This window comes from Alteromonas sp. D210916BOD_24 (genome assembly GCF_047159385.1).
Classification (GTDB): Bacteria; Pseudomonadota; Gammaproteobacteria; order Enterobacterales; family Alteromonadaceae; genus Alteromonas.
This window is the reverse complement of record NZ_AP038333.1, coordinates 206,722-233,346: the sequence shown is the minus strand read 5'-3', so window position 1 is coordinate 233,346 and position 26,625 is coordinate 206,722. Positions and strand designations below refer to the sequence as shown.

Genomic DNA, 26,625 nt, shown 5'->3' with positions numbered 1-26,625 from the left:
TAGGTTTTGAAGGAGATCTTATATGGTTAAACGGATAGTAGATAAAGCAGTACCGCTTTTCCTTGTCATGTTAATTGGCGTATTAGCCAGCTGCTCACAGGTTCCTCAGGAAGCAGGAATCGGTATTGCGGCACAAAGCGAAAGCCACGTTAGCTTAAATCAGCAGGCGGTAGCCATGCCTGATAGTTACAGCGCAGATGCCGCCATGCAAGTGCTACAAGAAGGCGGTAACGCCATTGACGCTGCTATTACTGCACAATTTGTGCTTGCCGTGACCCTTCCAGAAGCAGGCAATATTGGTGGGGGTGGTTTTATGACTATCAAATTTGAAGACTCCACAGACTTTCTGGATTATCGCGAAATGGCACCAGAAAACGCCCATCGCGATATGTACTTGGATGAAAAGGGGGATGTGAAGGCATACGAATTGTTGTTTGGTGCAAAAGCCTCAGGCATTCCCGGAACGGTAGCTGGCATGTGGGCTGCACACAAAAAATACGGCACCTTGAGTTGGGAACGCTTGCTCGCGCCCGCTGTTGACCTTGCCGAAAATGGTTTTATTGTGCACGAAAAGCTGGCTGGCAATATCGAAAACTATATGTCGCGCACGCAAGAAAAGGGCATCAAGAGCAACTTCGGCGACTACTTTGGCCACGCTAAAGCCAATACGCTGTTTACACAACCCGAACTCGCCAACACCCTAAAAGCGATTCAAAGCAAAGGTAAAGATGGCTTTTACAAAGGTCAGGTTGCCGATTACATTGTCACCTTTATGCAGCAAAATGGCGGTTTGATTACACACAATGACTTGTTGTCTTACAAAGCGGTATGGCGTACACCGCTGCACTTAAAATGGCGCGAATTTGAACTGGTTACGGCTCCCCCACCAAGTTCAGGTGGTGTGGCTGTAGCGCAGTGGATTGGCATGTTAGACGCTTACAATAAAACGCACGCACTGCCTGAACAAAATAGCATCGAATATATCCATGTTATGTCTGAAATAGGAAAACGGGTTTTCGCTGACAGAGCCGAGTACATGGGCGACCCGGACTTTATCGACGTCCCCGTAAAACAGTTAGTGGCCCCTGCGTATATTGCTGCACGAGCACGCGCTATTCAACCAAATGCAATCTCAGATACTCCAAGTATCACACCCGGCCTTAAAGAAAGTGAAGATACTACCCACTTCTCCATTATGGATAGATGGGGCAATGCGGTAGCTAACACCACAACCATTAACCTGACTTTCGGTAGTGGCGTAGTGGTTACCCAAGCGGGCTTTTTGCTTAATGACGAAATGGACGACTTTAGCGCCAAACCCGGTGTGCCCAACTTTTTCGGTGCTGTTGGTGGTGAAGCCAATGCCATAGCGCCCTATAAACGTATGCTGTCCTCAATGACACCCACTTTGGTTACCAAAGACAATGACGTGGTCTTAGTGACGGGGTCACCAGGCGGCACCACCATTATTTCTTCCGTTGCCCAGTCGCTTCTTAACGCGCTGCTGTATGATATGGACGCAGATTCAGCGGTGAACGCACCGCGATTCCACCATCAACTGTTGCCAAAAGATACCATTCGCATGCACGATGGATTTAACGAAAGCACTATCGATGAGCTTCAGCAGTTAGGTTACACCATTGATAATCGTCGGTTTGGCGATGTGCATTTGATTAAACGTACGCAAACTGGCATAGAAGCAGCCTCTGAAAAAAGCGGCCGTGGAAAAAGTATCGTTAGTCAACATGTAAACTAACGCCTGTCGCGCTTTTCAGTAAAGCGCATCAAGCCTAAGGTTTTACAACAACAACGCAGCATCGATGGGCGCAAACCGCGATGCTGCTTTTTGTATACTATCGGCGGTTAACTGCGGTACACCGTAAACGGTCACAGCCTTTCCCTTTCGTTTTAAGGCCTCTACCAAAATATCAAAGTCACCGTCACCCGATACCAAGACAACTTCATCTACGTCATTGGCATACTCCAGCGCATCCACAGTGATCCCCACATCCCAGTCTCCTTTGGCAGAACCATCTGAACGCTGGATAAAGGGTTTAAGTTTTACGTCAAACCCTATAGCCCGCAAAATATTTTGAAACTCACGTTGTTTTTTATCTCCCCTATCGATGGCATAAGCAAAAGCCTTGTGAATGTGGGCATGAGTCGTTAACTGTTGCCAAAACTGATTGTAGTTAAAGTGTTTTTGGTAAGCCTGACGGCAGGTGTAATACACATTTTGCACATCGACCAAAACAAGAATAGATTTCAATTTAATGCCTCTCCAACAACGGCTTTTGGACACGTTTTCTCTGGTATGCCCCCCTACAAAGTGTCAGAGGCTGTACCTTAAACAGGTATAACCACTGTAACATGGCTGATGGGTAGTTGCGTATTCGGTTACATTCTGCTTGTATAAGCACATAACAATAAAAATAGTCATTAATTATGTATAGGTTTGTGCGTGCGCTTCATAACTACTTGGGCCTCATTTTGTTTATACAAATTGGGTTGTGGTTTTTCAGTGGCTTGGTGATGGCGTATCTCCCCATCGAAGAAGTAAGAGGCAACCACTTAAAAGCCAAAGTAGACACATTATGGCATGGTGCATCTATTAGCCCTGAAGAAGTATTGCGTCAGCACGCCGATACTGCCACCTTATCATTTACCCATCGATTATCGCTGATCACAGCACAGAACACCCCTGCTAATAAGCAGCTGACCAGCATACCAGTTTATCAGGTCACGCAAGATAACCAGCTGTTTAGCTATAATGCGTTATCCGGTGAAGTTCTCGCGCCTATTAATGAGGAAGGCATCCAAGCCCTTGCCTTCTCTCAGTATTTAGGTACTGGGGCGGTTGATACCGTATTGATGCTTACCGCACTTCCCCAGGAAGTGAAAAACCTGACGCTGCCGTTATGGCAGGTAAGCTTTAACGATGAACTGGGCACCCGTTTTTACCTCAACCCTGAAACCGGAGCCGTACAACGTGTGCGTACCGACACATGGCGGTTGTTTGACTTTATGTGGATGCTGCACATTATGGACTACAAAGATCGCAGCAACTTTAATAGCCCTTGGCTGATTGCCTTTGCGGCAAGCGCTCTGTTTTTTACCTTAACGGGGGTGGTCTTACTGTATAAACGCTTTACACCGAAAAGACGGCGTCGCATCTTTAAGCATTAGTTTTACGTATCAGTCACCACTGAGACAGGCCATTTAACTAGGTCGCAAACAACTGCTCCATGTCAGCAAAGGCTTTGAACTCCAATGCGTTGCCGAAGGGGTCGGTAAAAAACATAGTGGCTTGTTCACCGCTCTGCCCTTTAAAGCGAATATAAGGGGCAATGACAAATGCTATTTGTGCCTTTTCTAATTTGCTTGCCAACGCTTGCCAGTCTGGCATCGACAGTACCACACCAAAGTGAGGTACGGGTACGGCGTGATTGTCTACACCATTATGTGAAGGCGGTGAAGGCATGGTTTCCACACAGTGAGTCACCAACTGGTGGCCGAAAAAGTTCCAATCTATCCACTTTGTGTCACTACGCCCTTTCTGACAGCCCAACAAGGTACCATAGAAGGCCTCTGCATCGGCTAAATTAGTCACCGGTATGGCCAAGTGAAACGGTTGCGGCATGCTCACTCCTGTTATAAGAAACGTTTAAGTATGGAAAGTTTAAGTTTAGAAAACGGCGCGTATCGAAAAAATACATCTAATGCAAACGAACGTTTCATCACAGTTTTAAGGTGGCTGAAAGTATCAAACCCTGCCCTACCGTGATAGCTCCCCATGCCACTATTGCCCACACCACCAAAGGGTAATTCCGGGTTAGTCATAAACATCATGGTATCGTTTGTACAAACGCTGCCTGAGCTAGTACGTTGAATAATATGATCAAGTACATCGTCCTTATCACTGAAGGCATACAGTGCTAGCGGCTTTGGCCTGTCATTCACAAATTTAATTCCCTCATCCATGTTGTTCACTGTGATAATGGGCAAGATTGGGCCAAAGATTTCTTCTTTCATGATCGGACTTTCATGGGAAGGTTCTAGCACTATAGTAGGTGCCATAGCAGGACGTGCTTCGTCGACTTCCCCACCAAAAACGACATTCACGTTATCCATATAACTTTCTAATCGCTTGAGGTGCCGCTGGTTTATGATATTGCCATAGTCCCTTGATGCAAGGGGAGCTTCTCCATACTGGTTGTTAATTTCTTGCTTGATGGCCTCGATCAGTGTCTGCTCATACCCTTTTTCAACAATCACATAATCGGGGGCGATACAGGTTTGCCCTGCATTCATCCATTTTCCCCATACCAGACGCCGGGCGGTAACCGCTAAATTGGTATTTTTATCCACAAAGCACGGGCTTTTACCCCCGAGTTCCAACGTTACAGGCGTTAAATGCCGCGCCGCTGCCGCCATGACTATTTTGCCGACCGCTTCGCCTCCCGTGTAAAAAATATGATCCCATCGACATGCCAGTAGCGCTGTAGATTCCTCTTTACCGCCTTCAATGACCTGCACGCAGGACGTGTCCATATATTGAGGGATAAGCGTCGCTATCAATGACGAAGTTTCAACAGCTAATTCAGAAGGTTTTAGTACTGCGCAGTTACCTGCTGCGATGGCGGCGATGTAAGGAGCAAGCAGTAGCTGTAAAGGGTAATTCCATGCGCCAATAATAAGTACCGTACCCAGCGGCTCGGGCTGTTGAAAACTTTTGCCCGGCCACGCAACCATAGGGGTAGACACGCTGCGAGGTCTGACCCACTTGTCCAGATGCTTAAGCGTGTGTTTAATATCCGAGAGCAAAAAGCCCAGCTCTGCGACCATAGCTTCCGTTTCACATTTCCCTAAGTCTTTCTTTAATGCTTTAAGGAGATCATGCTGATTTTCTTCTAGCAGGCGCTTTAACGCGAGAAGCTGTGTTTTTCGCCAATCTAATGACCGGGTTTTTCCGGTGGTATAACTGGTGGTGAGTTTTTCAACGGTATCCACAAAACATATTCCGGATTCCACCGCGTGAAGAGAAGGTCTGTTTGGCATATAAGGCTCCCATAACGTTAACCCAAAGCGAAAAAAGCATGAAAACGGTACATCGATATAAACTACTGAATAATGACATTAGAGCTGACTTAATCGCTAAAGCTTCGATGGCGAATGAAGCCATTAAGAAACTAAAAGCCAATCTACGACGTCAACTCAATTGCATTTGCACCATAGTATATTAATAGGGATGTTGAGAAGAAGCGCAACTAAAATGTAAATTAATATTTAAGCTCGCCATTTGTTAATGGGCGTCTTCATATCACGTTGGCGGTTTTTCACTGTATTTCTCATACGCTATATTCGTTTGAGAGTAGACCTGTGGTTGACATGTGACACCACTGACAGTTCGATTGTTTGAGCTACAGGCGGGACAAATTAAATCACCGAGCGTAGCCGCTAATCAGTCCAATATGAATAATGTCTGTTTTGAGGATCAAAAAGCCCAGCTAATGCTGGGCTTGAATAAATACATAGTCAAAACAGAGTAGTTTATGCGTCGTACGGGTGACGTAATACTATCGTTTCGTTTCTGTCAGGGCCCGTTGAAACGATATCAACAGGTACACCGGTTAGTTCTTCAAGACGCTTAATGTAGTTTTTCGCTGCTTGTGGAAGCGCTTCAAACTCAGTCACACCAAAGGTGTTGTCTGACCAACCAGGCATTTCTTCATACACCGGCGTCACTTTCTCGTAACCGTCAGCGGCCATTGGAGGTACGTCTTTCACATTACCGTCGGCGTCTTTGTAACCAACACAAATTTGAAGGCTTTCAAGGCCGTCTAAAACGTCAAGCTTGGTTAAGCAGAAACCCGTTATAGAGTTAATTTGCACTGCGCGCTTCATCGCAACCGCATCAAACCAACCAGTACGGCGTTTACGACCTGTCGTAGCACCGAATTCGTGACCTTTCACACCTAAATGCTGCCCCACTTCACACTCAAGTTCAGTCGGGAAAGGGCCCGAACCTACACGTGTGGTATAGGCTTTAACAATACCCAATACGTAATCTAGCTTGAGCGGGCCAAAGCCAGCGCCAGTTGCCACACCACCAACTGTCGTGTTGGACGAGGTGACATAAGGATAAGTACCGTGATCGATATCAAGCAACGTACCTTGGGCACCTTCGAACATAATCGGTTGGCCAGCTTTATCAGCCTTATCCAACTCGTCAGTCACATCAACCACCATTGCCTTAAGAATATCAGCAACGTCCATGGCACCTTTTAAGGTTTCTTCAAAGTCTACCGCTTCTGCGCCATAGTACTGGGTTAATGTGAAGTTATGTACATCAAGGACTTCTTTGAGTTTTGCGGCGAAATCTTCTGCATTGAATAAGTCACCTACGCGCAATCCGCGACGTGCAACTTTATCTTCGTACGCAGGACCAATACCGCGACCAGTAGTCCCGATAGCTTTTGCACCGCGAGCCTTTTCACGGGCCATGTCTAGCGCGATGTGATAAGGAAGAATAAGCGGACATGCTTCACTAATTTTCAATCGCTCACGTACAGGAACACCACGCTCTTCTAGCATAGTAATCTCTTTCATTAGTGCGTCAGGGCTAAGCACAACACCGTTACCAATAATACAGGTAACATTGTCTCGTAAGATGCCTGAAGGGATTAAGTGAAGTACGGTTTTTTCACCGTCAATAACCAGAGTGTGACCTGCATTGTGCCCGCCTTGATAGCGAACAACATATTTTGCGCGATCTGTGAGTAGGTCTACGACCTTGCCTTTACCCTCGTCACCCCATTGAGTGCCGAGTACCACAACGTTCTTTGCCATGAATCATATGTGTAAGAAAATTAGGCGGGGATTCTACAAAATTCTCGGCAAAGGATCACCCCTTTTTCGAACAAAAATACACCGAATTTCATTTTATTTTTTGTATTGCACGCCCTTTGCTTGCGGATTTGGTCGAGATAAAAAAGCGCGCTGAATACCATGTTGGTTGTAAGGCGCTAATTTTTCTCACATTAGTGCGGTAGTCATTAAATAAAGCTGAACACATGGTCTAGCATGGAATTAAAAATACATTAACAGTAAAACGCCAATGATTACCAAAACGCCCCCTATCTGCCGAAGTTGATTGGTGGGCTGTAAACTTATCTGCAGTAGATAATTTCGCCACTTGTTAGGGAATAACAAGGGCCCGATACCTTCGACAATAAGTACAATAGCAAGAGCAGGGAGTAACCAATCCATTGTTGGACGTCCTTAATCAGAGATCGTGCAATAGGCTTAAATCAATATAATCACGGGTGTGGTAAAGCCCAAACCCAAAGCGCAAACGATTACCGCGAAAATCTGTCAATATATTGCGCGCTTCCAGCGCCATTGCCAGTGCCTTCGTGGCGTCTGCACTTTCAAGTTCAAAGGTGAGAAAGTGCCCGCGATGCGACGGGTCTTTCACCACCAGCTGTTCGGGTGTCAAAGGGCTGTGTTGTAGTTCAAACAGCGTTTCAAGAAAGTAGTCCTGCAATTGCATAACGTGGTGATTAATTGCCTTAACCGTCAGCCCGTTTTCCTCAAACAACCTCAATACCGCGCGCAGGCGATACAAGGCCGTAAAATCCATGGTGGCACCGGCAAATCGCATTCCGTCAATACTGTACTGCACCACTTCTTTCCCTGCTTGTTGACGGGGCTTGTCTAACGCGCCGAATTCAGCGAACCAGCCGGTATAAGTGGGGCGCAATTTACACCCCACTGGTACATGGGCAAAACAGGCTCCCTCCCCCGCTTGCGCATATTTATACCCTCCAGCGAGATAGAATACCCGATCAGCAATACCGCTAATATCAAGGGGCTTTGCCATAAAACCGTGATAACCATCTATCGCTATAACTGCCTTATCGTTGGTGACACTGTTAACAATGTCATTGACGTCTTGCACCACATAACCTGAATTGAAAAAAACGTGGCTGAAGAACACTAAATCAGGGTTATGCGTCGCAATGGCATTCTTAAAGCGTTCGTTGAAGCTACAGAAAGGTTGAGTAGGTACAGTAATGAGGTTTATCGTTCCTTCCTCCTGAAGGCGACTGGCCTGACGCTGAAAGCTGTGAAATTCACTGTCAGTTGATACGACAGTAGTCACTTTTTTAGGATTAAAACAGCTCAATATACGAAATACTAATTCGTGAGTATTCGGCGCAAACACTATTTGCTGAGGGGCTTGAGTATTAAGAATGGCACTTATGCGCTGTTGAAGCTCAGGCACTAAGGTTTCAAAAAAATACGTCCATTTATGATCCACATATTTTGCGCTGTCGTCCCAGTACTGCAGCATTGCGTCGCGGGTGCAATCTGGCCAAAAATAATGACTATGGCAAGCATAGTGTTGTTTGTTGGCGTTGGCTGTTAAAAAGCCTTTATAAAACTGCTGATATGCCATTGGGAGTTACTACCGTAATTTAAGACCATTAAACCCTACCAAATTAACACGTATAAAGCATGTAACCGAATAAATTGGATCAACAGCCCCTACTCATATAAGTGTAAATTCTTTTGCCCAGTGCAAAACGTGAAAACTTTGCTATACCTTACATACAGCTTGTATATCTTTGATGTTCACAGTGTGCGCGTAACAGGTAGGTTTCAGGCTAAAGCTGTCAATAGCCGTACGTGGCTGTTTGACGAACTCTAGGGCGCAGGCTCGTCCATCATCCTATTCAGTTGAAGTGGCTCACTATGCGGTTCCCAAAATACGGAAGTTATTCTTTAGACATTTCAGGTAATGTGTTGGAGGTTTTCGCCACCGGTGCGTGGAATTTAAGAACCACCGAGCTTTTTGTAGAAGACATGCATAGTCTTATTACAAAGTTTGATGATACCCCTTGGGCGGCCTTAATGGACGGTAGACGTTGGGTACTGTCAGAACCTGAATGTCAGGCCTGTCTGTCTGAAGCCATTAAAAAGAATATTGCACACGGGTTAAAGCGTTCCGCCTACGTATTAGATTCAGGCATGGTCAAACGAGCGCAGCTCGAACGAACTCGTCCTGCTAAAGCAAGAGACTTTGAAGTAGGTGATTATAAAAGAGAATATTTTGAGAATTACTTCAGTGCCTTAAATTGGCTGCATGCTGAGGGTTATTCGCCAATTACAATTGCTCCAAGACAACCTTAGTGACTCATGCACTAGAGCCTGCCTTTCCTTGCTGAACTATTGCGTATTCAAAGCACTGAGAGGTAGAAAAACAGCCCTTCAAGTGTTCGGGCTGTAATTTCTGTCTCTCCTAGAATGGCCTTAATATAACAAGCTATACATCTTACGGCGGTATTCAGATTTTAACGGGTCGCCATCTGGTAATGCATTCATCATATCCATCATTAGTTTGCGCGCCTCACCAAAGCCCAACTCTTTTTTCAACACACCATAGAGAAGCGATAACGCCTCTTGCGCTTTATTCGCCTGGTGTAGTTGTACAGCCAAGTCGACTTTTAACTGCAGATCATCAGGGTTAGCTTCAACTGCGGCTGTTAATTGGCGTATCTCGGGGGTATCAGCGGCCTGCTCAGCCAACTCTATTTTACCCAGCAGGGTTTTGTATCGCGAATCTTGATCAACTAGCTTAATTTCTTCAATCAAGGTTTTGGCTACGTCGATTGAACCCGTTTCAATGAAGCAATCAATCAGCATATATTTTGCATTGACGTTATCTGGGTTAAGCCCAAGCGCTTCTTTGGCAGCGGGTAACGCGCCAGCATAGTCGCCTTGTTGAATCGCTTTCCCTGCTGTTGCCAATAAATCATCTTCTGGGTTGGGTAGGTATTTCGCCAACATTTCGCGAATTTGCGCTTCGGGCTGAACACCAGCAAAACCGTCTACCGGTTGCCCGTTCTGAACAACCATCACTGTGGGCAAGCTGCGAATTCCAAACTGTGCTGCCACTTCCTGCTGAGCTTCACAATCCACTTTAGCAAGAATAAGGTGTTGGCTATATTCATTTGCCAATTTTTCCAGTATTGGCATCAGATCCTTGCATGGCTCACACCAATCAGCCCAAAAATCAATAAGCACTAGCTTGTCCTGTGATGCTTCAATGATAATTTGCTGGAAGTTTTCTACGGTAATATCAACGATCGTTGCTTGCTGATTAGCAACAAAATTTTCCATAACACGTGCCTTTAAAAGGTTGCTTCTATGCCAAGGAATATGGGGTAGGTAGTGTGAAAATACAAGTGCTAAGGTTAAACGCTCTACATGGACATCTGCTTAAACAGGCATTAACTGTCACTTTAGCGACAATCTTATAGACTTCAACATGTTAATTTGATGTAAACTGTATACCATAATGGTTTGTCTGGAGTGTCTCATGAACGTTGAAACTGAAACTGCGGTACGCTTTGCCTCATTTAAAGAGTTTTATCCATTTTATTTAAAAGAACACAGCGACAGTACCTGCAGAACGCTTCATTTTATCGGCTCGTGGTTAGTGTTAGGTGTTATCGCCTTAGCGGTATATTTAGGCAACTGGTCGCTATTGTGGCTAATTCCCGTCGTCGGTTATGGTTTTGCCTGGGTAGGACATTTCTTTTTCGAAAAAAACAAGCCAGCGACATTTAAGCACCCTTTCTACAGTTTTATTGGTGACTGGGTCATGTTTAAAGATATTTTGATTGGCAAAATCAGTTTAAAAGACGATTGACTTACCACGGCATAACAATTGCCGTTTATCATGTTCCGTAGTGTGTTTAACGCACAAGCTTTACACATGCAAAAATAAAGCGATATGGTAGAAGTGTAATAATATTGTGCGTCATGCACGAATAAAAACACATAGGAACTCAACATGTTTGCGTCACGCTTCTCTGTAAACAGAAGTCTTTTATTTACATCAACAGCCCTGTTGATGGCCATTTCTGCCACTGCGTCTGCCCACGAGAGTACAGAAAAATCTAAGTCTGCGGCCGAGACTGTTCAGCATCTTACTTTTGAAGATACATTTAATTTAGAGTTTGTTGCTAACCCGCAGTTCATTTCTGACGATACGGTTATATACAGTCGCCAGAGTATGGATATTATGACGGATAGTAGACAAAGTCGTCTTTGGCAGGTCAATATAAAATCAGGTGAACACCGCCCTTTTATTGCACTTGACGCTAATTTATCCCAAGCCGAGCTTTCGCCAAACGGCAAATATTTAGCTTATGTAACAGCGGTAAACAAGCGCCCCCAGCTACACCTTTATTATCTCGACAGCAAACAATCGGTACGCCTTACTAATCTAGACGAAGCACCTCGTCAAATCACTTGGTCTAACGACAGTAGAACGCTGGCTTTTACCCTATTTAGCGAAGCTAAAACTGCGCCGTTATTTAAAGGGATGCCTGCCAAACCCAAAGGCGCGAAATGGGCCGAGTCCGCAACATATATTGAGGCGGTTCAATATCGAGGCGATGGCCGAGGCTATTTGCGGGAAGGCCATGAGCAAATTTATGTGTTACCTGTTGATGGGGGCACCCCACGTCAACTGACTTCAGGCAACTTCCCCAGTGGCGGTACGCTGTCTTTTTCAAACGACAACGAATGGATTTACTTCGCCTCTCCCCATAGAGAAGACTATGCTCTTCACCCCTTATTGAGTGACATTTATAAAGTCAATGTCAGCGATGGCACGATAGAACAAGTAACCAGTATGGAAGGGCCCGAGAGCCGTCCAAGCCTTAGCCCCAACGGTAAGTTTCTGGCATTTACGCAGCTAAATGATAGAAAGCTGTCCTATCAAAACAGTGATCTTGTAGTGATGGAATTGGACTCAGGTGAAGTCACGCGATTAACCACCAGCTTAGACCGCTCGTTGGACAAATTTGTCTGGCGACAAGACAGCCGAGGACTACTTTTTGCCTACCTGGATAAAGGTGAAACAAAATTGGCCACGGTAAATTTGAAAGGCGACATTAAGCCGTTAGATATTACCTTAGGTGGTCAATCGTTAGGCAGACCTTACACTTCAGGCGACTTTGCCATCAGCAAGAAAGGCGATATTGTTTTTACCACCGCATCTCGCACCACACCAGGTGATTTAGCGCTTTATCGCAAAGGCAAGCCATCTACTGTACTGACTGAGCTCAACCGCGATGCCCTTGGTCACAAACAGCTCGCCGAGGTACAGGATTTACGTGTAACGTCCAGTGTAGACAAGCGGGAGATAGACGCCTGGGTAGCCCTCCCACCAAACTTTGATAGCAACAAGCACTATCCCCTCATTTTAGAAATTCACGGTGGCCCTCATGCCGCTTATGGTCCCCACTTCGCGATGGAAATTCAACTCATGGCCGCACAGGGTTATGTGGTGGTATGGTCCAATCCAAGAGGCAGTAGCTCTTATGGCGAAGATTTTGGCAACCTTATCCACCACAATTATCCATCTGAAGATTACAATGACCTGATGGATGTAGTCGATGCGGTAATTGAAAAGGGATATATTGATACCGACAATCTGTTCATTACCGGTGGCTCCGGTGGTGGTGTACTTACTGCGTGGTCTATCGGCAAGACCGATCGCTTCGCTGCGGCAGTGGTTGCCAAACCCGTTATTAACTGGTTGAGCTTCGCGTTAACCGCTGATGCATATCCTTTCTTTAGCCAATATTGGATGGCAGACAAACCTTGGAATATCGCTGACAAACTATTCCAACGCAGTCCCTTATCGTTAGTGGGCAACGTTAAAACGCCAACGTTATTGCTCACAGGTGAAGCCGACTATCGCACACCTATTAGCGAATCAGAGCAGTTTTACCAAGCGCTGAAACTGCAAAACGTGGATGCCGCAATGGTGCGTCTTCCCGGTGCTTCGCACGGTATTGCAAGTAAACCCTCGCGACTTATTCAGAAAGTGGGGAATATTCTCGCTTGGTTTGAACGTTATAAAACTACGCCTGCAGAAGTAGAAAAATAATCATCATTATCAAGCCCTGCCGATTGGTGCTCATCACTGTTTGAGCGCCTATATGCTGCAGGTAAGGTCGATGTGTGAAGATCTAGAAAGCCTAAAAAAGCCGAGCGTAAATTTACACTCGGCTTTTGTTTATCTATCGTCTTGGTAGGGCTTATTTTGAAAGCCGTAATACTTTGCCGTCAGGGGCATCGGTAAGCAGATAAATCGAACCGTCAGGTGCGACTTCAACATCGCGAATACGGGCATGGTTGTCCCGTAGATATTCATATTGTTCGCCGGGCTTGCCGTTTTCTACGTCTATGCGTCGCAAGTGGGTAAATTTGAGTGAACCCACCAAGACATCGCCTTGCCACGCTTTAAACATGTCACCGGTATAGAAAGTCAGTCCACTAGGTGCAATAGACGGGTCCCAATAAAGCCACGGCTGCTGCATGCCGTCCATATGGGTCTTGTCGCTGATTATCTCACCACTGTAGTCCACACCGTAGGTGATGACTGGCCAACCGTAGTTAGCACCGGATTTAATCTGGTTAATTTCATCGCCCCCTTTAGGCCCGTGCTCCATAGCCCACACCTCGCCTGTTTCAGGGTGCACCGTTACTCCTTGTACATTGCGATGTCCATAGCTGTATACCTCTGGAGCGGTACCGTTGATAAAAGGATTGTCCTGCGGCACGCTACCATCGCGATTAATACGCACAATTTTACCGAAATGGTTGGCGGTGTTTTGCGCTTCTTTCATGTATTTATAGCGATCACCCATGGTGACATACAGCTGTTTACTGGCATCAAATACTAAACGGCATCCAAAGTGAAACCCGTTATCAACAATCGAATCAGCGCTAAAGATAACCTCAACATCTTCAAGCCCAGTGTCTGTCAGGGTGGCCTTTGCTACACTGCTGCTACTGCCTTTCTTGTCAGCGTCCTCACTTTGTTTGCTGTAACAAAAATAGACGGTGTTATTTTGAGTGAAGTCAGGGTCGATGACGATATCCAACATACCCCCTTGGTTGTTGGCAACCACGTCTGGCACATTAGCCAGTCGCCCAGAGAGCGTGCCGTCTTTAGACAAGCGCTGGATACCACCTGCGCGCTCGGTCACCACTAAATCACCATTGGGTAGAAATGCCATTCCCCAGGGATGCACTAAACCTTCTGCCAACGTGGTTACCGTGATATCACTTTCTTTTACGTCGTGATCGTGATTTTCATGAGCATAAGCAAATTGGCTAAGCGCAAGCGCCACTGCACTTGTGCTTATCATTAAAGAAGATGTTTTGGTCATTAGGTGCCTCTTTATCTTAAAGTGGGTGCGGATGAATACGGCATGTCTTAACCGTAACACAACCTCGTTTTGGAAGGAGTATACAAAAAAGGGCACAGCCGTGCTGTACCCTTTAGATGATTTAACGATCTGTTACGCTAAATCGGCCAATACTCTATTCCCATCATTACTTAGGTAGTGTTGCGCGTAGCATCCACGCCGTTTTCTCGTGTACACGCATTCTATCACCTATTAACGCCGCAGATGATTCATCGTCTGCCTCTTGCGCTAGCTTGAGCGATTCACGACAGGTCTTTACCACTTGCTCATGTCCGTGCGTCAACAAACGAACCATTTCAGTCGCTTCAGGCACACCTTCAACTTCTTCAATTGAACTCAGTTCAACGAAAGCTTTATAAGTGCCTGGCGCTGCCACGCCTAAGGTACGAATACGCTCTGCGATTTCATCTACAGCAGTGGCTAATTCTGTGTAGTGCTCTTCAAACATTAAATGCAACTCGCGAAATTGTGGACCTTCAACATTCCAGTGAAAGTTGTGAGTTTGCAGATACAGCGTATACGAATCTGCTAACAACTTTTTCAGTCCTTCTGCGATTGCGTTACGATCATTTTCCGAAATACCGATATCAATCTTGCTCATGTCACACTCCTTTATTTAGGGTCTGATATTTCTCGCGTACACTTTTACAGTGGTCTGATTACCAATTAGCTGCGGCGATAAACGAGCCCTAAAACTTGTACTCGTTAAAAATTAAACACTCAATCAATATACCCTAGTCTACTGCAAAAGGATTACCCATTTTATTGATTGGGATCATCGTCTAATTCGATAAACCTTCAACGAAAACTACCGCTGGTTTATATCAATGATGATGATGTCCGTGTTGTTGGCTTTGTTTAACTGGCAAAACTATGTCTAAGGTCTTGGTGTGATCAAAGGTCAGCGTTAATGCAACGTCACTTCCTTCCGTTAGTCCTTTTTGCAGACCCAGCAACATCACGTGATAACCCCCAGACTGGAAATTTACCATTGCCTGTCCGCCTATCTGAACGCCTTCAGTCAATTCCCGCATTTTCATGACATCACCCTGCATTTCAGTGGTGTGTATTTGTGCTTCATCAGCCACGGCGTTGTCTACGGCTACTTGAGTAAGTGTGATGGGATGATCGGTGGTGTTATGTAGCGTAAAATACACCGCTGCCGTCTTTGCCATAGCAAAGGTTGCACGGGCATAGCCGTTCATTACCATAATTCCACTTTCGGTTTCATCGGAACTGGCAATGTGCTTGTGTTCGTGCTGTTGCGCGGACGCAGAAAGACTCAACGTTGCTGAAAGCACAAGTAAAAATAGAAAGCGACAAAAGGAAGAAAAGGATGACATACCACAAGCTCCGATAAAATTTTCAGAACTAGTGTACGTAATATCGCGTAAAGAAAAAAGCGAAATGGTGCCGACTGCCGGAATCGAACTGGCGACCTACTGATTACAAGTCAGTTGCTCTACCAACTGAGCTAAGTCGGCACACTAAAAAGAACCGCTGCCTAGACAGCGGATGCGTATTCTAGCGATAAAAGCTGGGGTGTCAACCCTTTAATCGCGTTGCTTCCTCAATTAATTTAGGAAAGTATTCAAGTGGTAAAAAATTGCTCAATGCCATCAATTTTTCGCCCAATTCAGGGTAGCTATTCGTGGTGACATTGATGTGCCCCATTTTGCGCTTTTCCCTTACTGACTTACCGTACCAATGCAAATGGCTGCCATCAATACTCAGTAACTCGCGCGAAAAGCTGTTGCAGCCGATGATATTCACCATGGCGCTAGGGCCAATAGCAGTGGTATCACCTAAAGGTAGGCCACATACCGCGCGCAAGTGATTTTCAAACTGACTGGTCACTGCACCCGATTGTGTCCAGTGGCCGGAGTTATGCACTCGAGGCGCTAATTCGTTAACCAGTAGCTTGTCTCCTACCTGGAACAGTTCAACAGCCAGTACGCCCACGTAATTCATGCCTTCAGCCAGTTTCACAAAAATATCGTGAGCCTGAGCTTGAAGCGCTTCATCTACGTGCGTCGCAGGTGCGACTGACACATGCAACTGGCCTTGATGATGAAGATTTTCAGCCAGTGGATAGGTTCGTACCTCGCCTTTAGCATTGCGCACGCCAATTAGCGAAAGCTCTCTGTCAAATGCCACCATTTTTTCAACGACCAGTGGAACAGCTTCCAAATCCAAACCACTGAGGGCTTTTTTAAGCGCTGGTAAATCTACCGGATCAGTTAGACGCCATTGCCCATAGCCATCATAGCCATCCCGACTGGCTTTGAGAATAAGTCTATTGCCGAGTACGCTGACACAGTCATCTAACTGTTCGAGGTGCGTCACTATTTTGTGTTCACAATTCGCCACACTCATGCTTTCAAGCAACTTTTTCTCCCGAACGCGATCAGCCCCCACTAAGATACTGTCAATGTTCGGCATCAGCTTAGTCGTTCTGGCTGCTTCTTCTAACAAGCGCTCTGGTACATGCTCAAATTCAACCGTAAGTGCATCGGCCTCATCTAAAGCTTGTTCCAAGGGAATATCCAACGAGGTTTTACTGACGGGGTGCACCACGGTATCGCTGTTTACGTCAACGGCTTGCACATCAATACCCAGCGGGCTACCCGCAAGATACATCATTTGGGCCAGTTGGCCTGCTCCGTAAACCACAACCCTCATTCATCTAGCTCCAATGTGTTGCTCGACGCCAGCACTGTGTCGGTTTGTGACTTTCTAAACGCAATAACTGCATTGCGGACGTTGACGTCCTGAAGTGCCACGACTTGCGCGGCAAGTAATCCTGCGTTGGCAGCACCCGCTTCACCAATCGCTAGTGTACCCACCGCCACACCTTTAGGCATTTGTACGATGGACAATAACGAGTCTAATCCGTTTAATGCTTTTGACTTCACAGGACAGCCGAATACAGGCAAATGGGTGTGAGCAGCAATCATACCCGGTAAGTGTGCTGCACCGCCAGCACCAGCAATAATGGCACTAAACCCTTCATCGGCAGCGCTTTCAGCGAACTCTACCAACAAATTGGGGGTGCGATGTGCTGACACCACCTTTGCTTCAAATTCAACACCAAACGACTTCAGCATTTTTGCGGCCTGTTGCATAGTAGGCCAGTCTGAAGTTGAACCCATCACAATCGCGACTTTTGCCATCTAGAGATCCTCAGAGTAGGTAAAGTGGACAACCTTGGAAAGGCCGCGATTGTAGCGTAAAACCGGTGAAAATCCCACCGCAAAGATTAACGGCCTGGGCTATTCCTGACAGTACTGTCTCTTTACTAAGTGATCTACTACTCGTTTACCTCGCGTAACAACAAAATCAACTCAACGGGTCAATAAAGTGTGTTCATTCGACAGGAGGTGACTTAATGGCGACGCAGCATGAGCCTGACGTAATTGACGAGGTAATAGTAGAAGTCAAAGACGTCGTCTCTGATTTTCTCAACAGGGAGGCTGCCCCTGGAATACTACTGATGGCAGCCACTGTGCTGGCACTTATCATCGCTAATTCGCCGTTGGACACACTCTACGATCAACTCATCACACTGCCAGTCGAAGTATCCGCAGGAACCTGGGCTATTGATAAGCCCCTGTTATTGTGGATTAACGATGGATTGATGGCGGTATTTTTCTTTCATGTTGGCCTTGAGCTGAAACGGGAGATATGCGAGGGAGAGCTTTCCAACCCAAAGAAAATTGTATTTCCAGCCGCTGGCGCAGTCGGCGGTATGTTACTACCAGCCCTAATATACGTGGGCGTAAATTGGGAGAACCCAGTTGCAATTGCAGGATGGGCAATCCCGGCTGCCACCGACATAGCTTTTGCTCTGGGTATATTGGCGCTCTTGGGAAGCCGTATCCCAACCAGTTTAAAAGTGTTTCTTGTCACATTGGCCATTATCGATGATATCGGTGCCATCGTCATAATTGCGCTTTTTTACACCGACCATATCACCGCCAGCGCCTTGTACATTGCTGGAGGGTGTCTGGTGGTTTTATGGCAAATGAACAGGCGTAACGTCGTTGATATCCCTGCTTATATAATGGTCGGTTTAGTATTGTGGGTAGCCATGTTGAAATCGGGTGTTCACGCTACCCTTGCAGGGGTAGTACTGGCTGGTTTCATCCCCATTCGCGATGAAAAGGATCCTTCGTATTCACCGGTAACCCGTTTAGAGCATGGGCTAAATGGCTCAGTCAGCTTTGCCATTTTACCTTTATTCGCCTTTGCCAATGCGGGCATTAGTTTCGGTAATATCAGTCCAGAAGGTATATTTCACCCCGTCACTTTCGGCATTTTTCTTGGCCTACTACTTGGCAAACAAATTGGCGTATTTGGCTTTTGCTTTTTGATGGTTAAATTAGGACTGGCCAAGCTCCCGGAAGGTCTCAACTTCAAACACATCTATGGGTGTGCGTTGCTGTGCGGCGTTGGCTTTACGATGAGCCTATTTATAGGCGGCTTAGCGTTTGAGCAAACTGGAATAAATCAGATATTCGATGAGCGGGTAGGCATTCTTGCGGGATCACTGGTGTCAGCAATACTAGGTTACTTGGTGCTAAGAATAGTCAGTAGTGGCAATCAACAGCAGGGGGATGTGGCGTCAAACGCGAGTAAGTTCACTGGCAATACAGTCAAATAGTACTGACTTGCGAATAGGTTTGCTCAAGTGGGCATTCATGCCGGCAGCTTTACACGCTTTTACATCTTCATCAAACGCATTGGCTGTTAGCGCAATAATTACCACCTTATCTTTGTTACGGCCCTCTGCACGAATCATTTTTGACGCAGTTTGCCCGTCCATCACTGGCATTTGGCAATCCATTAAAATGACATCAAAGTGATGCTTTTGTTCTGCCTGAACCGCCTGCTCGCCGTTTTTAGTGCGAAGACATTTGATATTTTCAGAAGCAAACATTTGCATCACAATCTCTGCGTTAATGTCGTTATCCTCCGCTAACAACACTCGAAGTTTAGGCGGCAGTGCTGTACGACGCGCATGCAAAGCCTTCGCTTCCCCCCGCCCTCTAACACATGGCACGGTAAAACTAAAACGCGTCCCTTGGCCAGGAGTACTCTCGACACATAACTCGCCTCCCATTAATTGCACCAACCCCCTGGAGATGGCCAAGCCCAATCCAGTGCCCCCGAAATGACGTGTGGTAGACGCATCGGCCTGCTCAAATTTTTCAAAAATGAGGCGCTGCTTGTCCTCTTCTATACCTATTCCGGTATCACTTACTGCCACGTTGAGCACTTGGTCGCAATATTGTGCATGAACAGATATTTCACCATGGTGGGTAAATTTAACCGCATTGCTAAGCAAATTGTTAAGAACCTGGCTCATTTTACCTGTGTCGATAAGTAAGAAGTCAGGTACATCACTATCTATTTCTAATTTTATATCCAGCCCTTTAATGCCTGCCGAGTGCCGGTAAAGTTCACACGATGCCGATAATAAATCACTAATATTGCTATCACTGACATCGACTAACATCTTGCCAGATTCGATTTTTGACCAGTCTAAGATGCTGTCCAGGATCATTAACAAATTATTGGCCGAGTGAGAGATTGTGTTAGCCCGAGATACCGCCTCTGGCGACAATTTCTGTTCAAGCAATAACTCGCACGACCCAATAATACCATTCATTGGCGTGCGAATTTCGTGACTCATGTTGGCTAGAAACTGTGTTTTCGCAGTATTCGCCGCTTCCGCTTCTGTTAATGCCTGTGCCAGATGTTGTGTTTTTTCCTCAATTCTCTGTTCCAAAGACTGATTTAGTTCATTGAGCTCAACATTGAGATGCCTTTCATTTTTGCGTGCTTTATCAAGTGCATCAAATGCACTGAGAAGACGGGTTTCCAGACTAATAAACTCATCGCTTAGTGAAGACAACTCTTGAATATGGAAGGTGTGCTGGGGCACTTTCATTCTGTCATTATGAGTAGGGTCAAAAGCAGCGATATAGCGGATAAGGCGGCGGATTGGCACACCGATCATTCTGGCAATAACGTAACCAGTTAAGGTGCCAAAGGCAGACAAGATAAGCAGTAAGAAAAGGTCTTTTAACAAATAGTTGCTCATTGAGGTGAGCAGTAGGCGCTTGTCAAAATAATAACTCACTTTCCAATCAACCAACCCCAATTGTTGAGAAGCGCGTAGCCATGTTATGCCTGTCTGAGGATCGACAACTTCATTGTCACAGTTGGGCTCGCAAGGGTAAACTGGCGCCATAGAGAGCGGTTTCAGATTGAGTCCTTGAGAGGCGTAAACCACGCTACCTTTACTGTCCTCTATCAGCATAAGAAAGCCTTTTAAACTTAACGCATCAATTTTGCGAAAACTTTTGAGTGACAATGAACCCTCAACGATGCCCTTTGGCTCGTCCTGCGCATTGTTAATAGGAGCGGATACAGCAATTATTTGGTCATTGCCAAATCCTCGCCCTTCAAATACGTTAGATAAAAAGGGCGCGCCAGCCCCCAGCACTTCATAAAAATAGGGGCGATTGGCAACGTTGGCGAGACCCACACTGAGCGCCTTTTGCAACAACTCGGAGGGATAGGCTTGCGTTATATCTCCTTGTTTATCGGCGACTAAGAAAGTTAGAAATTCGGGATATCGAGCGGCCAGTACTCGTAATTGAGTGTTGGCTGCAAACGCAAAGTCTTGGCTGTCTGTCACAGAGGAAAGTGTTTGCGCGGCAGAAGTAATAGCATTTTGATGTTGTGTGATAAACTCATCAAGTTGATACTCTAGTACTTTCACACGCTGTTCCATATAGCTGTGAATTTGTCTTTCCTGTTGATGCTGGAACATGCTTACCGAAAGGTAAATTACCGCCATTGATGCGACGAAGAAGCATCCAGAAAAAAAGTATCCAAAAAGAAAATGTAGGGTAACACGCTCGGATTTATAAGAGGTTTGACGCTTTAAACCGTGAAAGCTGAGATAAGCAAAGTGCCCCGTTACCAATCCAAACACGCCACTCACCCACGTGACCAGCACTCCTGAAATAAGAAGATTGATATTTCCATTATCATAAAGAGAGTGTTCCAACAGTAAGATGGGAACAAACATCACCGACCAGAAACCCGCGCCAAACTTGATCACTTGTTTAAGCGAGCGTTCGTAGCCAAACACACTAAGAACGATAGGGAGCAAAGTTAAACTTTCTTTTCCGACAATACTTCCATCACCCAGCCATAACGGTACGCTGACGCAAAGAGATAGGGGAATAGATAAGTAAGGAGGGAAACGCAATGCGGCATAGACTGCGGCGCCGACACCAAAGACAGCTATGCCACTACTGTCGAACGGAGCCTGTAACGTATTAAGGCCAACGCCAATAAGACAGGTTAGTAAAATTTGAAAGGCCAGAGACCATGAAAGCGAAAAAGGACTACTTTTCAACGATGTCTCCGACCATAACGATTAGTGCTGTGCCATATAGTCAAGGGTGAAATTTGTCAGTAACTTGACCCCTAACTTCATGCCTGAATCATCCACATAGAATTCTGGCGTATGGTGGGCTGGGCTTTCTTCTTCAGACACATCTAGCGGCTTACCGCCTAACCAAACGTATAGGCCAGGCACTTTCTCTTGATAGAAAGAGAAATCTTCTGCGCCAGTTACAGGCTTAGATAAAAGCGTATTTTCGACCCCTGCTGTACGTTGCATAGTTGGCAACATAGCTTGTGTAAGTGTTGGATCGTTGTAAGTAATAGGATAGTAATAATCGAGCGGAAGCGTAAGCTCAGCTTCTGCGCCCATACTTTCTGCAATTGCCTTTACTTTGCGAGGGAGCGCTTCGTAGATGTGTTCGCGAGCCGCCTTGTTCAGTGTACGAATAGTTCCCACCATTTCCACTTCGTTAGGAATAATGTTAGAACGATTACCACCGTGAATAGATCCAACTGAAACCACTGCAGCATCGTCGATAAGCTTCAGTTCACGACTTACAATGGTTTGAATTGACATGATCATTTGCGCAGCAGTCACTACGGGATCGACACTCTTCCAAGGGTAAGCACCATGCGCCTGCTTGCCGTGAATGACGATTTTAAATGGATCAACAGCGGCCATCGTGCCACCAGCGTTATAACGCACCTTTCCTACATCGGTATTAGCGCTTATGTGTAATCCAAAAATGGCATCCACATCCGGGTTGCGAAGTACACCTTCTTCCACCATGATTTCAGCACCGCCTTTTTCACCTGCTGGCGCACCTTCTTCTGCCGGTTGAAAGATAAATTTAACTTTGCCTTTAAGCTCGCTTTTTATTTCGGTTAACACCTTAGCAGCCCCCATCAGCATGGCCATGTGTGTATCGTGACCACATGCATGCATAACCGGGACTTCTTTGCCATTGTACTCGCCAATCTGCTGTGAACGGTAAGCCAGATCATTTTGCTCTTTAACTGGCAAGCCATCCATATCAGCACGCAACGCCACTACGGGCCCCGGCTTTCCAGAATCCAAAATAGCGACCACACCCGTTTTTGCCACCCCAGTTTGTACGTCTAGACCCAATTCTGTCAGGTACTTCGCCACATATTCAGCGGTTTTAAACTCGCGATTTGAAAGCTCAGGGAATTCGTGGAAGTGATGACGCCACTTAATGACATCAGGCTCAACCTTAGTAGCAAGGTCGTCAACGTTTATTTCACTGGCGTAAGCAAGAGATAGAGAGGTTAATCCAGCAGCACTAAGCGCTAATAATTTCCGGTACATAGTTGTTATTTCCTTCAGTGTTTTTAGACAGAATAAAGCATCTTGTGCGAGAACACATCACTGAACTGAGTTTTGCTGGATGAATATAATTATTACTTCAAATTACCCTATATGATGATTCAATAAAATTAGACGGAAGTATAATGCGGTTGCAAATAACCCACTTTATGCTTAACGTAGGCAGCACCTTACTCGCTAGTGATAATAGAGAAAAATTTAGTGACAAAAAAAGGCGCTAAATTAGCGCCTTAAGTATATTTATCAGTGAGCTCGATTAACTTTTTTGACGACGCATTGCGTCGAAGAACTCATCGTTTGTCTTTGTCATTGACAACTTACTGATAAGGAATTCCATGGCGTCAATCTCTGACATTTCATGCACAATTTTGCGCAAGATCCACATTTTCTGTAGCTCGTCCTGAGCAGTAAGCAGTTCTTCACGGCGAGTACCAGAACGGTTGAAATCAATCGCAGGGAATACACGTTTTTCCGCAATTTTGCGGTTAAGGTGCAATTCCATGTTACCTGTACCTTTGAACTCTTCATAGATAACTTCATCCATTTTAGAGCCGGTATCGATAAGCGCTGTTGCAATAATAGTTAAGCTTCCACCTTCTTCTACGTTACGCGCAGCACCGAAGAAACGCTTTGGCTTGTGCAATGCGTTGGCATCCACACCACCGGTAAGTACTTTACCTGAAGAAGGAATTACTGTGTTGTACGCGCGCGCTAATCGGGTAATAGAGTCAAGCAAGATAACAACGTCTTTCTTATGTTCAACAAGGCGCTTCGCTTTCTCAATAACCATTTCAGCCACTTGCACGTGACGGCTGGCTGGCTCATCGAAGGTTGATGCAACAACTTCACCTTGAACAAGACGATGCATTTCCGTCACTTCTTCTGGACGCTCGTCAATCAGCAATACCATTAACTCACACTCAGGGTGGTTAGCAGCAATAGATTGTGCAATGTTTTGAAGAAGAAGGGTTTTACCCGCTTTAGGTGGTGCAACGATAAGACCGCGTTGGCCTTTACCGATAGGCGACGCCAAATCTAGTACACGAGCTGTGATGTCTTCTGTCGAGCCATTTCCGCGCTCCATGCGCAAGCGATCTGCTGCGTGAAGTGGGGTAAGGTTTTCAAAAAGGATTTTATTACGTGAATTTTCAGGCTTGTCGAAGTTAACTTCGCGGATTTTTAGCAGGGCGAAATAACGTTCACTGTCTTTCGGCGGGCGAATTTTCCCGGCAATCGTATCACCTGTGCGCAAGTTAAAGCGGCGGATTTGGCTTGGCGATACATAGATATCGTCTGGTCCTGCAAGATACGAAGAGTCAGCTGAGCGTAAGAAGCCGAAACCGTCCTGTAATATTTCTAACACCCCATCGCCGAAGATATCTTCACCGCTTTTCGCGTGGGTCTTCAGGATAGAGAAAATGATGTCTTGTTTTCTGGCGCGAGCCATGTTTTCCAGGCCCATTTCTTCGGCCAAGGCAACCAACTCGCTGATTGGTTTATTCTTTAATTCAGTTAAATTCATACTGGTGGGTCTTTGTGCTTGAACTTCGCTTACAGGACTTAATGTCACTCTGTTCTAGTTTAGATTTGATTTCACCCGGATATGGGCGTAAGCAGAATGCTGCTCGGATGAGCGCTGTTGAAAAGTTAGCACTATATTTAACCAACGTCCAGCGTTTTACTACCAAAATGTTAAATAATTTACGCTTACTCTTCGTGAGATGCGTGTTAGTCCTCACAACTAAACAAAAACCGGTACACATAAGGTACCGGTTTCGTTTCACATCTCGTTACAGATTTTCGTTAAGAAACTCTGTTAGCTGCGCTTTCGATAACGCACCAACTTTTGTAGCGGCTACATTACCATTTTTGAAAAGTAGTAAAGTCGGAATACCACGAATACCATATTTAGGCGGAGTTTCGTTATTTTCATCGACATTCAACTTGCCAACTGTTAACTTGCCATCAAACTCGGTCGCAACTTCTTCCAAGATTGGGGCGATCATTTTACACGGGCCACACCATTCGGCCCAGAAGTCAACCAGTACAGGACCTTCAGCATTGATTACATCTGCTTCGAATTTATCGTCAGATAACTGGATAATTTTGTCGCTCATTCTTTTCTCCATTTTTGGTCTATTACTGATTTGTCTCAGCATGACCATAAGTGTTATATAGAAACTGTTTTTTAATGCAAGCACTGATAAGCTATAAGCTATGCCTACTCACTTAACTGATACTCATTTTTCCGATTTGCCGATTAACGGCAAGGTTGTTGACGCCTTGGCGGCAGCTAATTTTTCACATTGTACACCAATACAAGCACTTGCACTGCCTCCTTTATTAGAAGGACACGATATAGCAGGTCAAGCCCAAACGGGAACAGGTAAAACCATTGCCTTTTTGGTGGCTACATTTCACTATTTGCTAAGCAAAGCAGAAAATGCAGATAACAGCAAATCAAATGGTCCGCGCGCCATTATCATGGCCCCGACCAGAGAGCTAGCCGTTCAAATCTATAACGACGCCAAACTGCTTAGTGAGCATACTGGATTGTCGCTTGGTTTGATTTATGGGGGCGAAGGTTACCAAAGTCAACGTGAAACGTTGGAAGAAGGGGTAGATATTATAATTGGCACGACAGGACGCATTCTGGATTATTACAAACAGAACGTGTTCACGCTAAATAATATCCAGGTTGCTGTACTTGATGAAGCCGATCGCATGTTCGATTTAGGGTTCATCAAAGATATCCGATTCCTTTTCCGTCGTATGCCGCCTGCCAGCGAACGTTTGAGCATGTTGTTCTCGGCGACCTTGAGCTATCGAGTGCAAGAATTGGCCTACGAGCACATGAACAACCCTACCCACGTTCAGGTTGCCCCTGAACAAACCACGGCGACGCGTGTTACTCAAGAACTGTTCTACCCTTCAGACGACGACAAAATGCTGTTGCTACTTACGCTGCTTGAAGAAGAGTGGCCAGAAAAAGCAATCATATTTGCCAACACGAAAAGCAGTTGTGAAAAAGTCACAGACTGGTTAACTGCTGACGGCCATCGCGTTGGTCTTCTAAGTGGCGATGTGCCGCAGAAAAAGCGCCTTGGTATTTTGGAAGACTTTACCAAAGGTAATTTAGACATATTGGTAGCCACCGATGTCGCTGCTCGTGGTCTGCATATCGATGCTGTCACGCACGTTTTCAACTATGACTTACCCGACGATGCTGAAGACTATGTGCACCGAATTGGCCGTACCGGACGTGCAGGCCAAAGTGGCGTCGCTATCAGCTTTGCCTGTGAAAAATACGCGCTCAACTTACCATCGATAGAGCAGTACATTCAGAAAGCGATCCCCGTTACTGATTACGATCGCAGTGCACTGCTAGATGATGTCACACCGCCCAAGCCGCGAAGAAGACGTACGCCTAATAATCGCAACTCTTCCCGTCGCGGTAATTCACGCGGCCGTGGAAAACCTCAACAGCGCAGTAATAAGGCGTAAAGGTAGCTAGGGACTGTTGAATAAGGATGTTCAACAAAAATCAGCAGTCCC

Annotated in this window: 23 protein-coding genes and 1 tRNA gene; 7 read left to right on the top strand and 17 right to left on the bottom strand. The window is 45.7% G+C overall.

The annotated features are described in order from the left end of the window. The first annotated feature begins 22 nt into the window (after positions 1–22). Positions 23–1,756 carry a gamma-glutamyltransferase gene (gene ggt, locus ACMCM8_RS01015; protein ID WP_412724585.1) on the top strand — a complete coding sequence of 578 codons (1,734 nt, stop codon included), beginning with the start codon at positions 23–25 and terminating at the stop codon, positions 1,754–1,756. A gap of 42 nt (positions 1,757–1,798) precedes the next feature. On the opposite strand, the gene ACMCM8_RS01010 is transcribed toward ggt, so the two are convergent. Next, on the bottom strand, positions 1,799–2,269 hold the full coding sequence (locus ACMCM8_RS01010) for an NYN domain-containing protein (protein ID WP_412724583.1): 471 nt from the start codon (positions 2,267–2,269) through the stop codon (positions 1,799–1,801). Positions 2,270–2,490: 221 nt separating this feature from the next. Here ACMCM8_RS01010 and ACMCM8_RS01005 point away from each other — a divergent pair, with 221 nt between their 5' ends. Further along, the gene (locus ACMCM8_RS01005; protein WP_412724581.1) at positions 2,491–3,186 is read left to right on the top strand and encodes a PepSY domain-containing protein; all 696 of its coding nucleotides are present in this window, start codon (positions 2,491–2,493) and stop codon (positions 3,184–3,186) included. A 37-nt stretch (positions 3,187–3,223) separates the two neighbouring features. Here ACMCM8_RS01005 and ACMCM8_RS01000 read toward each other — a convergent pair whose 3' ends face one another. The 5 genes from ACMCM8_RS01000 to ACMCM8_RS00980 form a co-directional block, all read right to left on the bottom strand. After that, positions 3,224–3,640, bottom strand: coding sequence for a VOC family protein (locus ACMCM8_RS01000; protein ID WP_412724579.1), 417 nt, complete (start codon positions 3,638–3,640; stop codon positions 3,224–3,226). A gap of 11 nt (positions 3,641–3,651) precedes the next feature. Then, complete coding sequence (locus ACMCM8_RS00995) at positions 3,652–5,058, bottom strand: aldehyde dehydrogenase family protein (protein WP_412724577.1); 1,407 nt, start codon at positions 5,056–5,058, stop codon at positions 3,652–3,654. A gap of 492 nt (positions 5,059–5,550) precedes the next feature. Continuing rightward, on the bottom strand, positions 5,551–6,849 hold the full coding sequence (locus ACMCM8_RS00990) for an adenylosuccinate synthase (protein ID WP_412724575.1): 1,299 nt from the start codon (positions 6,847–6,849) through the stop codon (positions 5,551–5,553). Between the two features lie 240 nt (positions 6,850–7,089). Next, positions 7,090–7,269, bottom strand: a complete 180-nt coding sequence (locus ACMCM8_RS00985) for a DUF2065 domain-containing protein (RefSeq protein WP_412724573.1) — start codon at positions 7,267–7,269, stop codon at positions 7,090–7,092. Positions 7,270–7,285: 16 nt separating this feature from the next. Next, the gene (locus ACMCM8_RS00980; protein WP_412724571.1) at positions 7,286–8,461 is read right to left on the bottom strand and encodes an aminotransferase class V-fold PLP-dependent enzyme; all 1,176 of its coding nucleotides are present in this window, start codon (positions 8,459–8,461) and stop codon (positions 7,286–7,288) included. A gap of 296 nt (positions 8,462–8,757) precedes the next feature. Between ACMCM8_RS00980 and ACMCM8_RS00975 the strand changes: the two genes are divergently transcribed. Further along, entirely contained in the window at positions 8,758–9,195 is a 438-nt protein-coding gene (locus tag ACMCM8_RS00975; RefSeq protein ID WP_412724569.1) for a hypothetical protein, read from the top strand. 120 nt (positions 9,196–9,315) lie between these two features. Here ACMCM8_RS00975 and trxA (ACMCM8_RS00970) read toward each other — a convergent pair whose 3' ends face one another. Further along, complete coding sequence (gene trxA, locus ACMCM8_RS00970; RefSeq protein WP_412724567.1) at positions 9,316–10,185, bottom strand: thioredoxin; 870 nt, start codon at positions 10,183–10,185, stop codon at positions 9,316–9,318. Positions 10,186–10,384: 199 nt separating this feature from the next. Here trxA (ACMCM8_RS00970) and ACMCM8_RS00965 point away from each other — a divergent pair, with 199 nt between their 5' ends. Together ACMCM8_RS00965 and ACMCM8_RS00960 are read left to right on the top strand one after the other, a co-directional pair. Further along, positions 10,385–10,717, top strand: coding sequence for an Mpo1-like protein (locus ACMCM8_RS00965; protein ID WP_412724565.1), 333 nt, complete (start codon positions 10,385–10,387; stop codon positions 10,715–10,717). A 144-nt stretch (positions 10,718–10,861) separates the two neighbouring features. Then, the gene (locus ACMCM8_RS00960) at positions 10,862–12,970 is read left to right on the top strand and encodes a S9 family peptidase (RefSeq protein ID WP_412724563.1); all 2,109 of its coding nucleotides are present in this window, start codon (positions 10,862–10,864) and stop codon (positions 12,968–12,970) included. 151 nt (positions 12,971–13,121) lie between these two features. On the opposite strand, the gene ACMCM8_RS00955 is transcribed toward ACMCM8_RS00960, so the two are convergent. From ACMCM8_RS00955 to purE, 6 genes are all read right to left on the bottom strand, one after another. After that, positions 13,122–14,258: a PQQ-dependent sugar dehydrogenase gene (locus ACMCM8_RS00955; protein WP_412724561.1), complete on the bottom strand. Its 1,137-nt coding sequence runs from the start codon at positions 14,256–14,258 to the stop codon at positions 13,122–13,124. 166 nt (positions 14,259–14,424) lie between these two features. Continuing rightward, positions 14,425–14,898 (bottom strand): Dps family protein, encoded by a 474-nt coding sequence (locus ACMCM8_RS00950; RefSeq protein WP_412724559.1) that lies wholly within the window; start codon positions 14,896–14,898, stop codon positions 14,425–14,427. A gap of 223 nt (positions 14,899–15,121) precedes the next feature. Further along, complete coding sequence (locus ACMCM8_RS00945; RefSeq protein WP_412724557.1) at positions 15,122–15,640, bottom strand: copper chaperone PCu(A)C; 519 nt, start codon at positions 15,638–15,640, stop codon at positions 15,122–15,124. Between the two features lie 65 nt (positions 15,641–15,705). Beyond that, positions 15,706–15,781, bottom strand: a tRNA-Thr gene (locus ACMCM8_RS00940). Positions 15,782–15,842: 61 nt separating this feature from the next. After that, positions 15,843–16,979, bottom strand: a complete 1,137-nt coding sequence (locus tag ACMCM8_RS00935) for a 5-(carboxyamino)imidazole ribonucleotide synthase (RefSeq protein ID WP_412724555.1) — start codon at positions 16,977–16,979, stop codon at positions 15,843–15,845. Next, positions 16,976–17,470, bottom strand: coding sequence for a 5-(carboxyamino)imidazole ribonucleotide mutase (gene purE / locus ACMCM8_RS00930; protein WP_412724553.1), 495 nt, complete (start codon positions 17,468–17,470; stop codon positions 16,976–16,978). The genes ACMCM8_RS00935 and purE overlap by 4 nt, the downstream gene beginning before the upstream one ends. 215 nt (positions 17,471–17,685) lie before the next feature. Here purE and nhaA point away from each other — a divergent pair, with 215 nt between their 5' ends. Continuing rightward, positions 17,686–18,960 carry a Na+/H+ antiporter NhaA gene (nhaA, locus tag ACMCM8_RS00925; protein WP_412724551.1) on the top strand — a complete coding sequence of 425 codons (1,275 nt, stop codon included), beginning with the start codon at positions 17,686–17,688 and terminating at the stop codon, positions 18,958–18,960. Here nhaA and ACMCM8_RS00920 read toward each other — a convergent pair. The 4 genes from ACMCM8_RS00920 to trxA (ACMCM8_RS00905) form a co-directional block, all read right to left on the bottom strand. After that, on the bottom strand, positions 18,922–21,732 hold the full coding sequence (locus tag ACMCM8_RS00920; RefSeq protein WP_412724549.1) for an ATP-binding protein: 2,811 nt from the start codon (positions 21,730–21,732) through the stop codon (positions 18,922–18,924). The two genes, nhaA and ACMCM8_RS00920, sit on opposite strands and share 39 nt — an antisense overlap. A 21-nt stretch (positions 21,733–21,753) precedes the next feature. Beyond that, entirely contained in the window at positions 21,754–23,052 is a 1,299-nt protein-coding gene (locus ACMCM8_RS00915; RefSeq protein ID WP_412724547.1) for an amidohydrolase, read from the bottom strand. 274 nt (positions 23,053–23,326) lie between these two features. Then, positions 23,327–24,592, bottom strand: coding sequence for a transcription termination factor Rho (rho, locus tag ACMCM8_RS00910; protein WP_014997165.1), 1,266 nt, complete (start codon positions 24,590–24,592; stop codon positions 23,327–23,329). Between the two features lie 268 nt (positions 24,593–24,860). Then, the gene (gene trxA, locus ACMCM8_RS00905; protein ID WP_012517074.1) at positions 24,861–25,187 is read right to left on the bottom strand and encodes a thioredoxin TrxA; all 327 of its coding nucleotides are present in this window, start codon (positions 25,185–25,187) and stop codon (positions 24,861–24,863) included. A gap of 100 nt (positions 25,188–25,287) precedes the next feature. Here trxA (ACMCM8_RS00905) and rhlB point away from each other — a divergent pair, with 100 nt between their 5' ends. Beyond that, positions 25,288–26,574 (top strand): ATP-dependent RNA helicase RhlB, encoded by a 1,287-nt coding sequence (gene rhlB / locus ACMCM8_RS00900; RefSeq protein WP_412724545.1) that lies wholly within the window; start codon positions 25,288–25,290, stop codon positions 26,572–26,574. Positions 26,575–26,625: the final 51 nt, after the last annotated feature.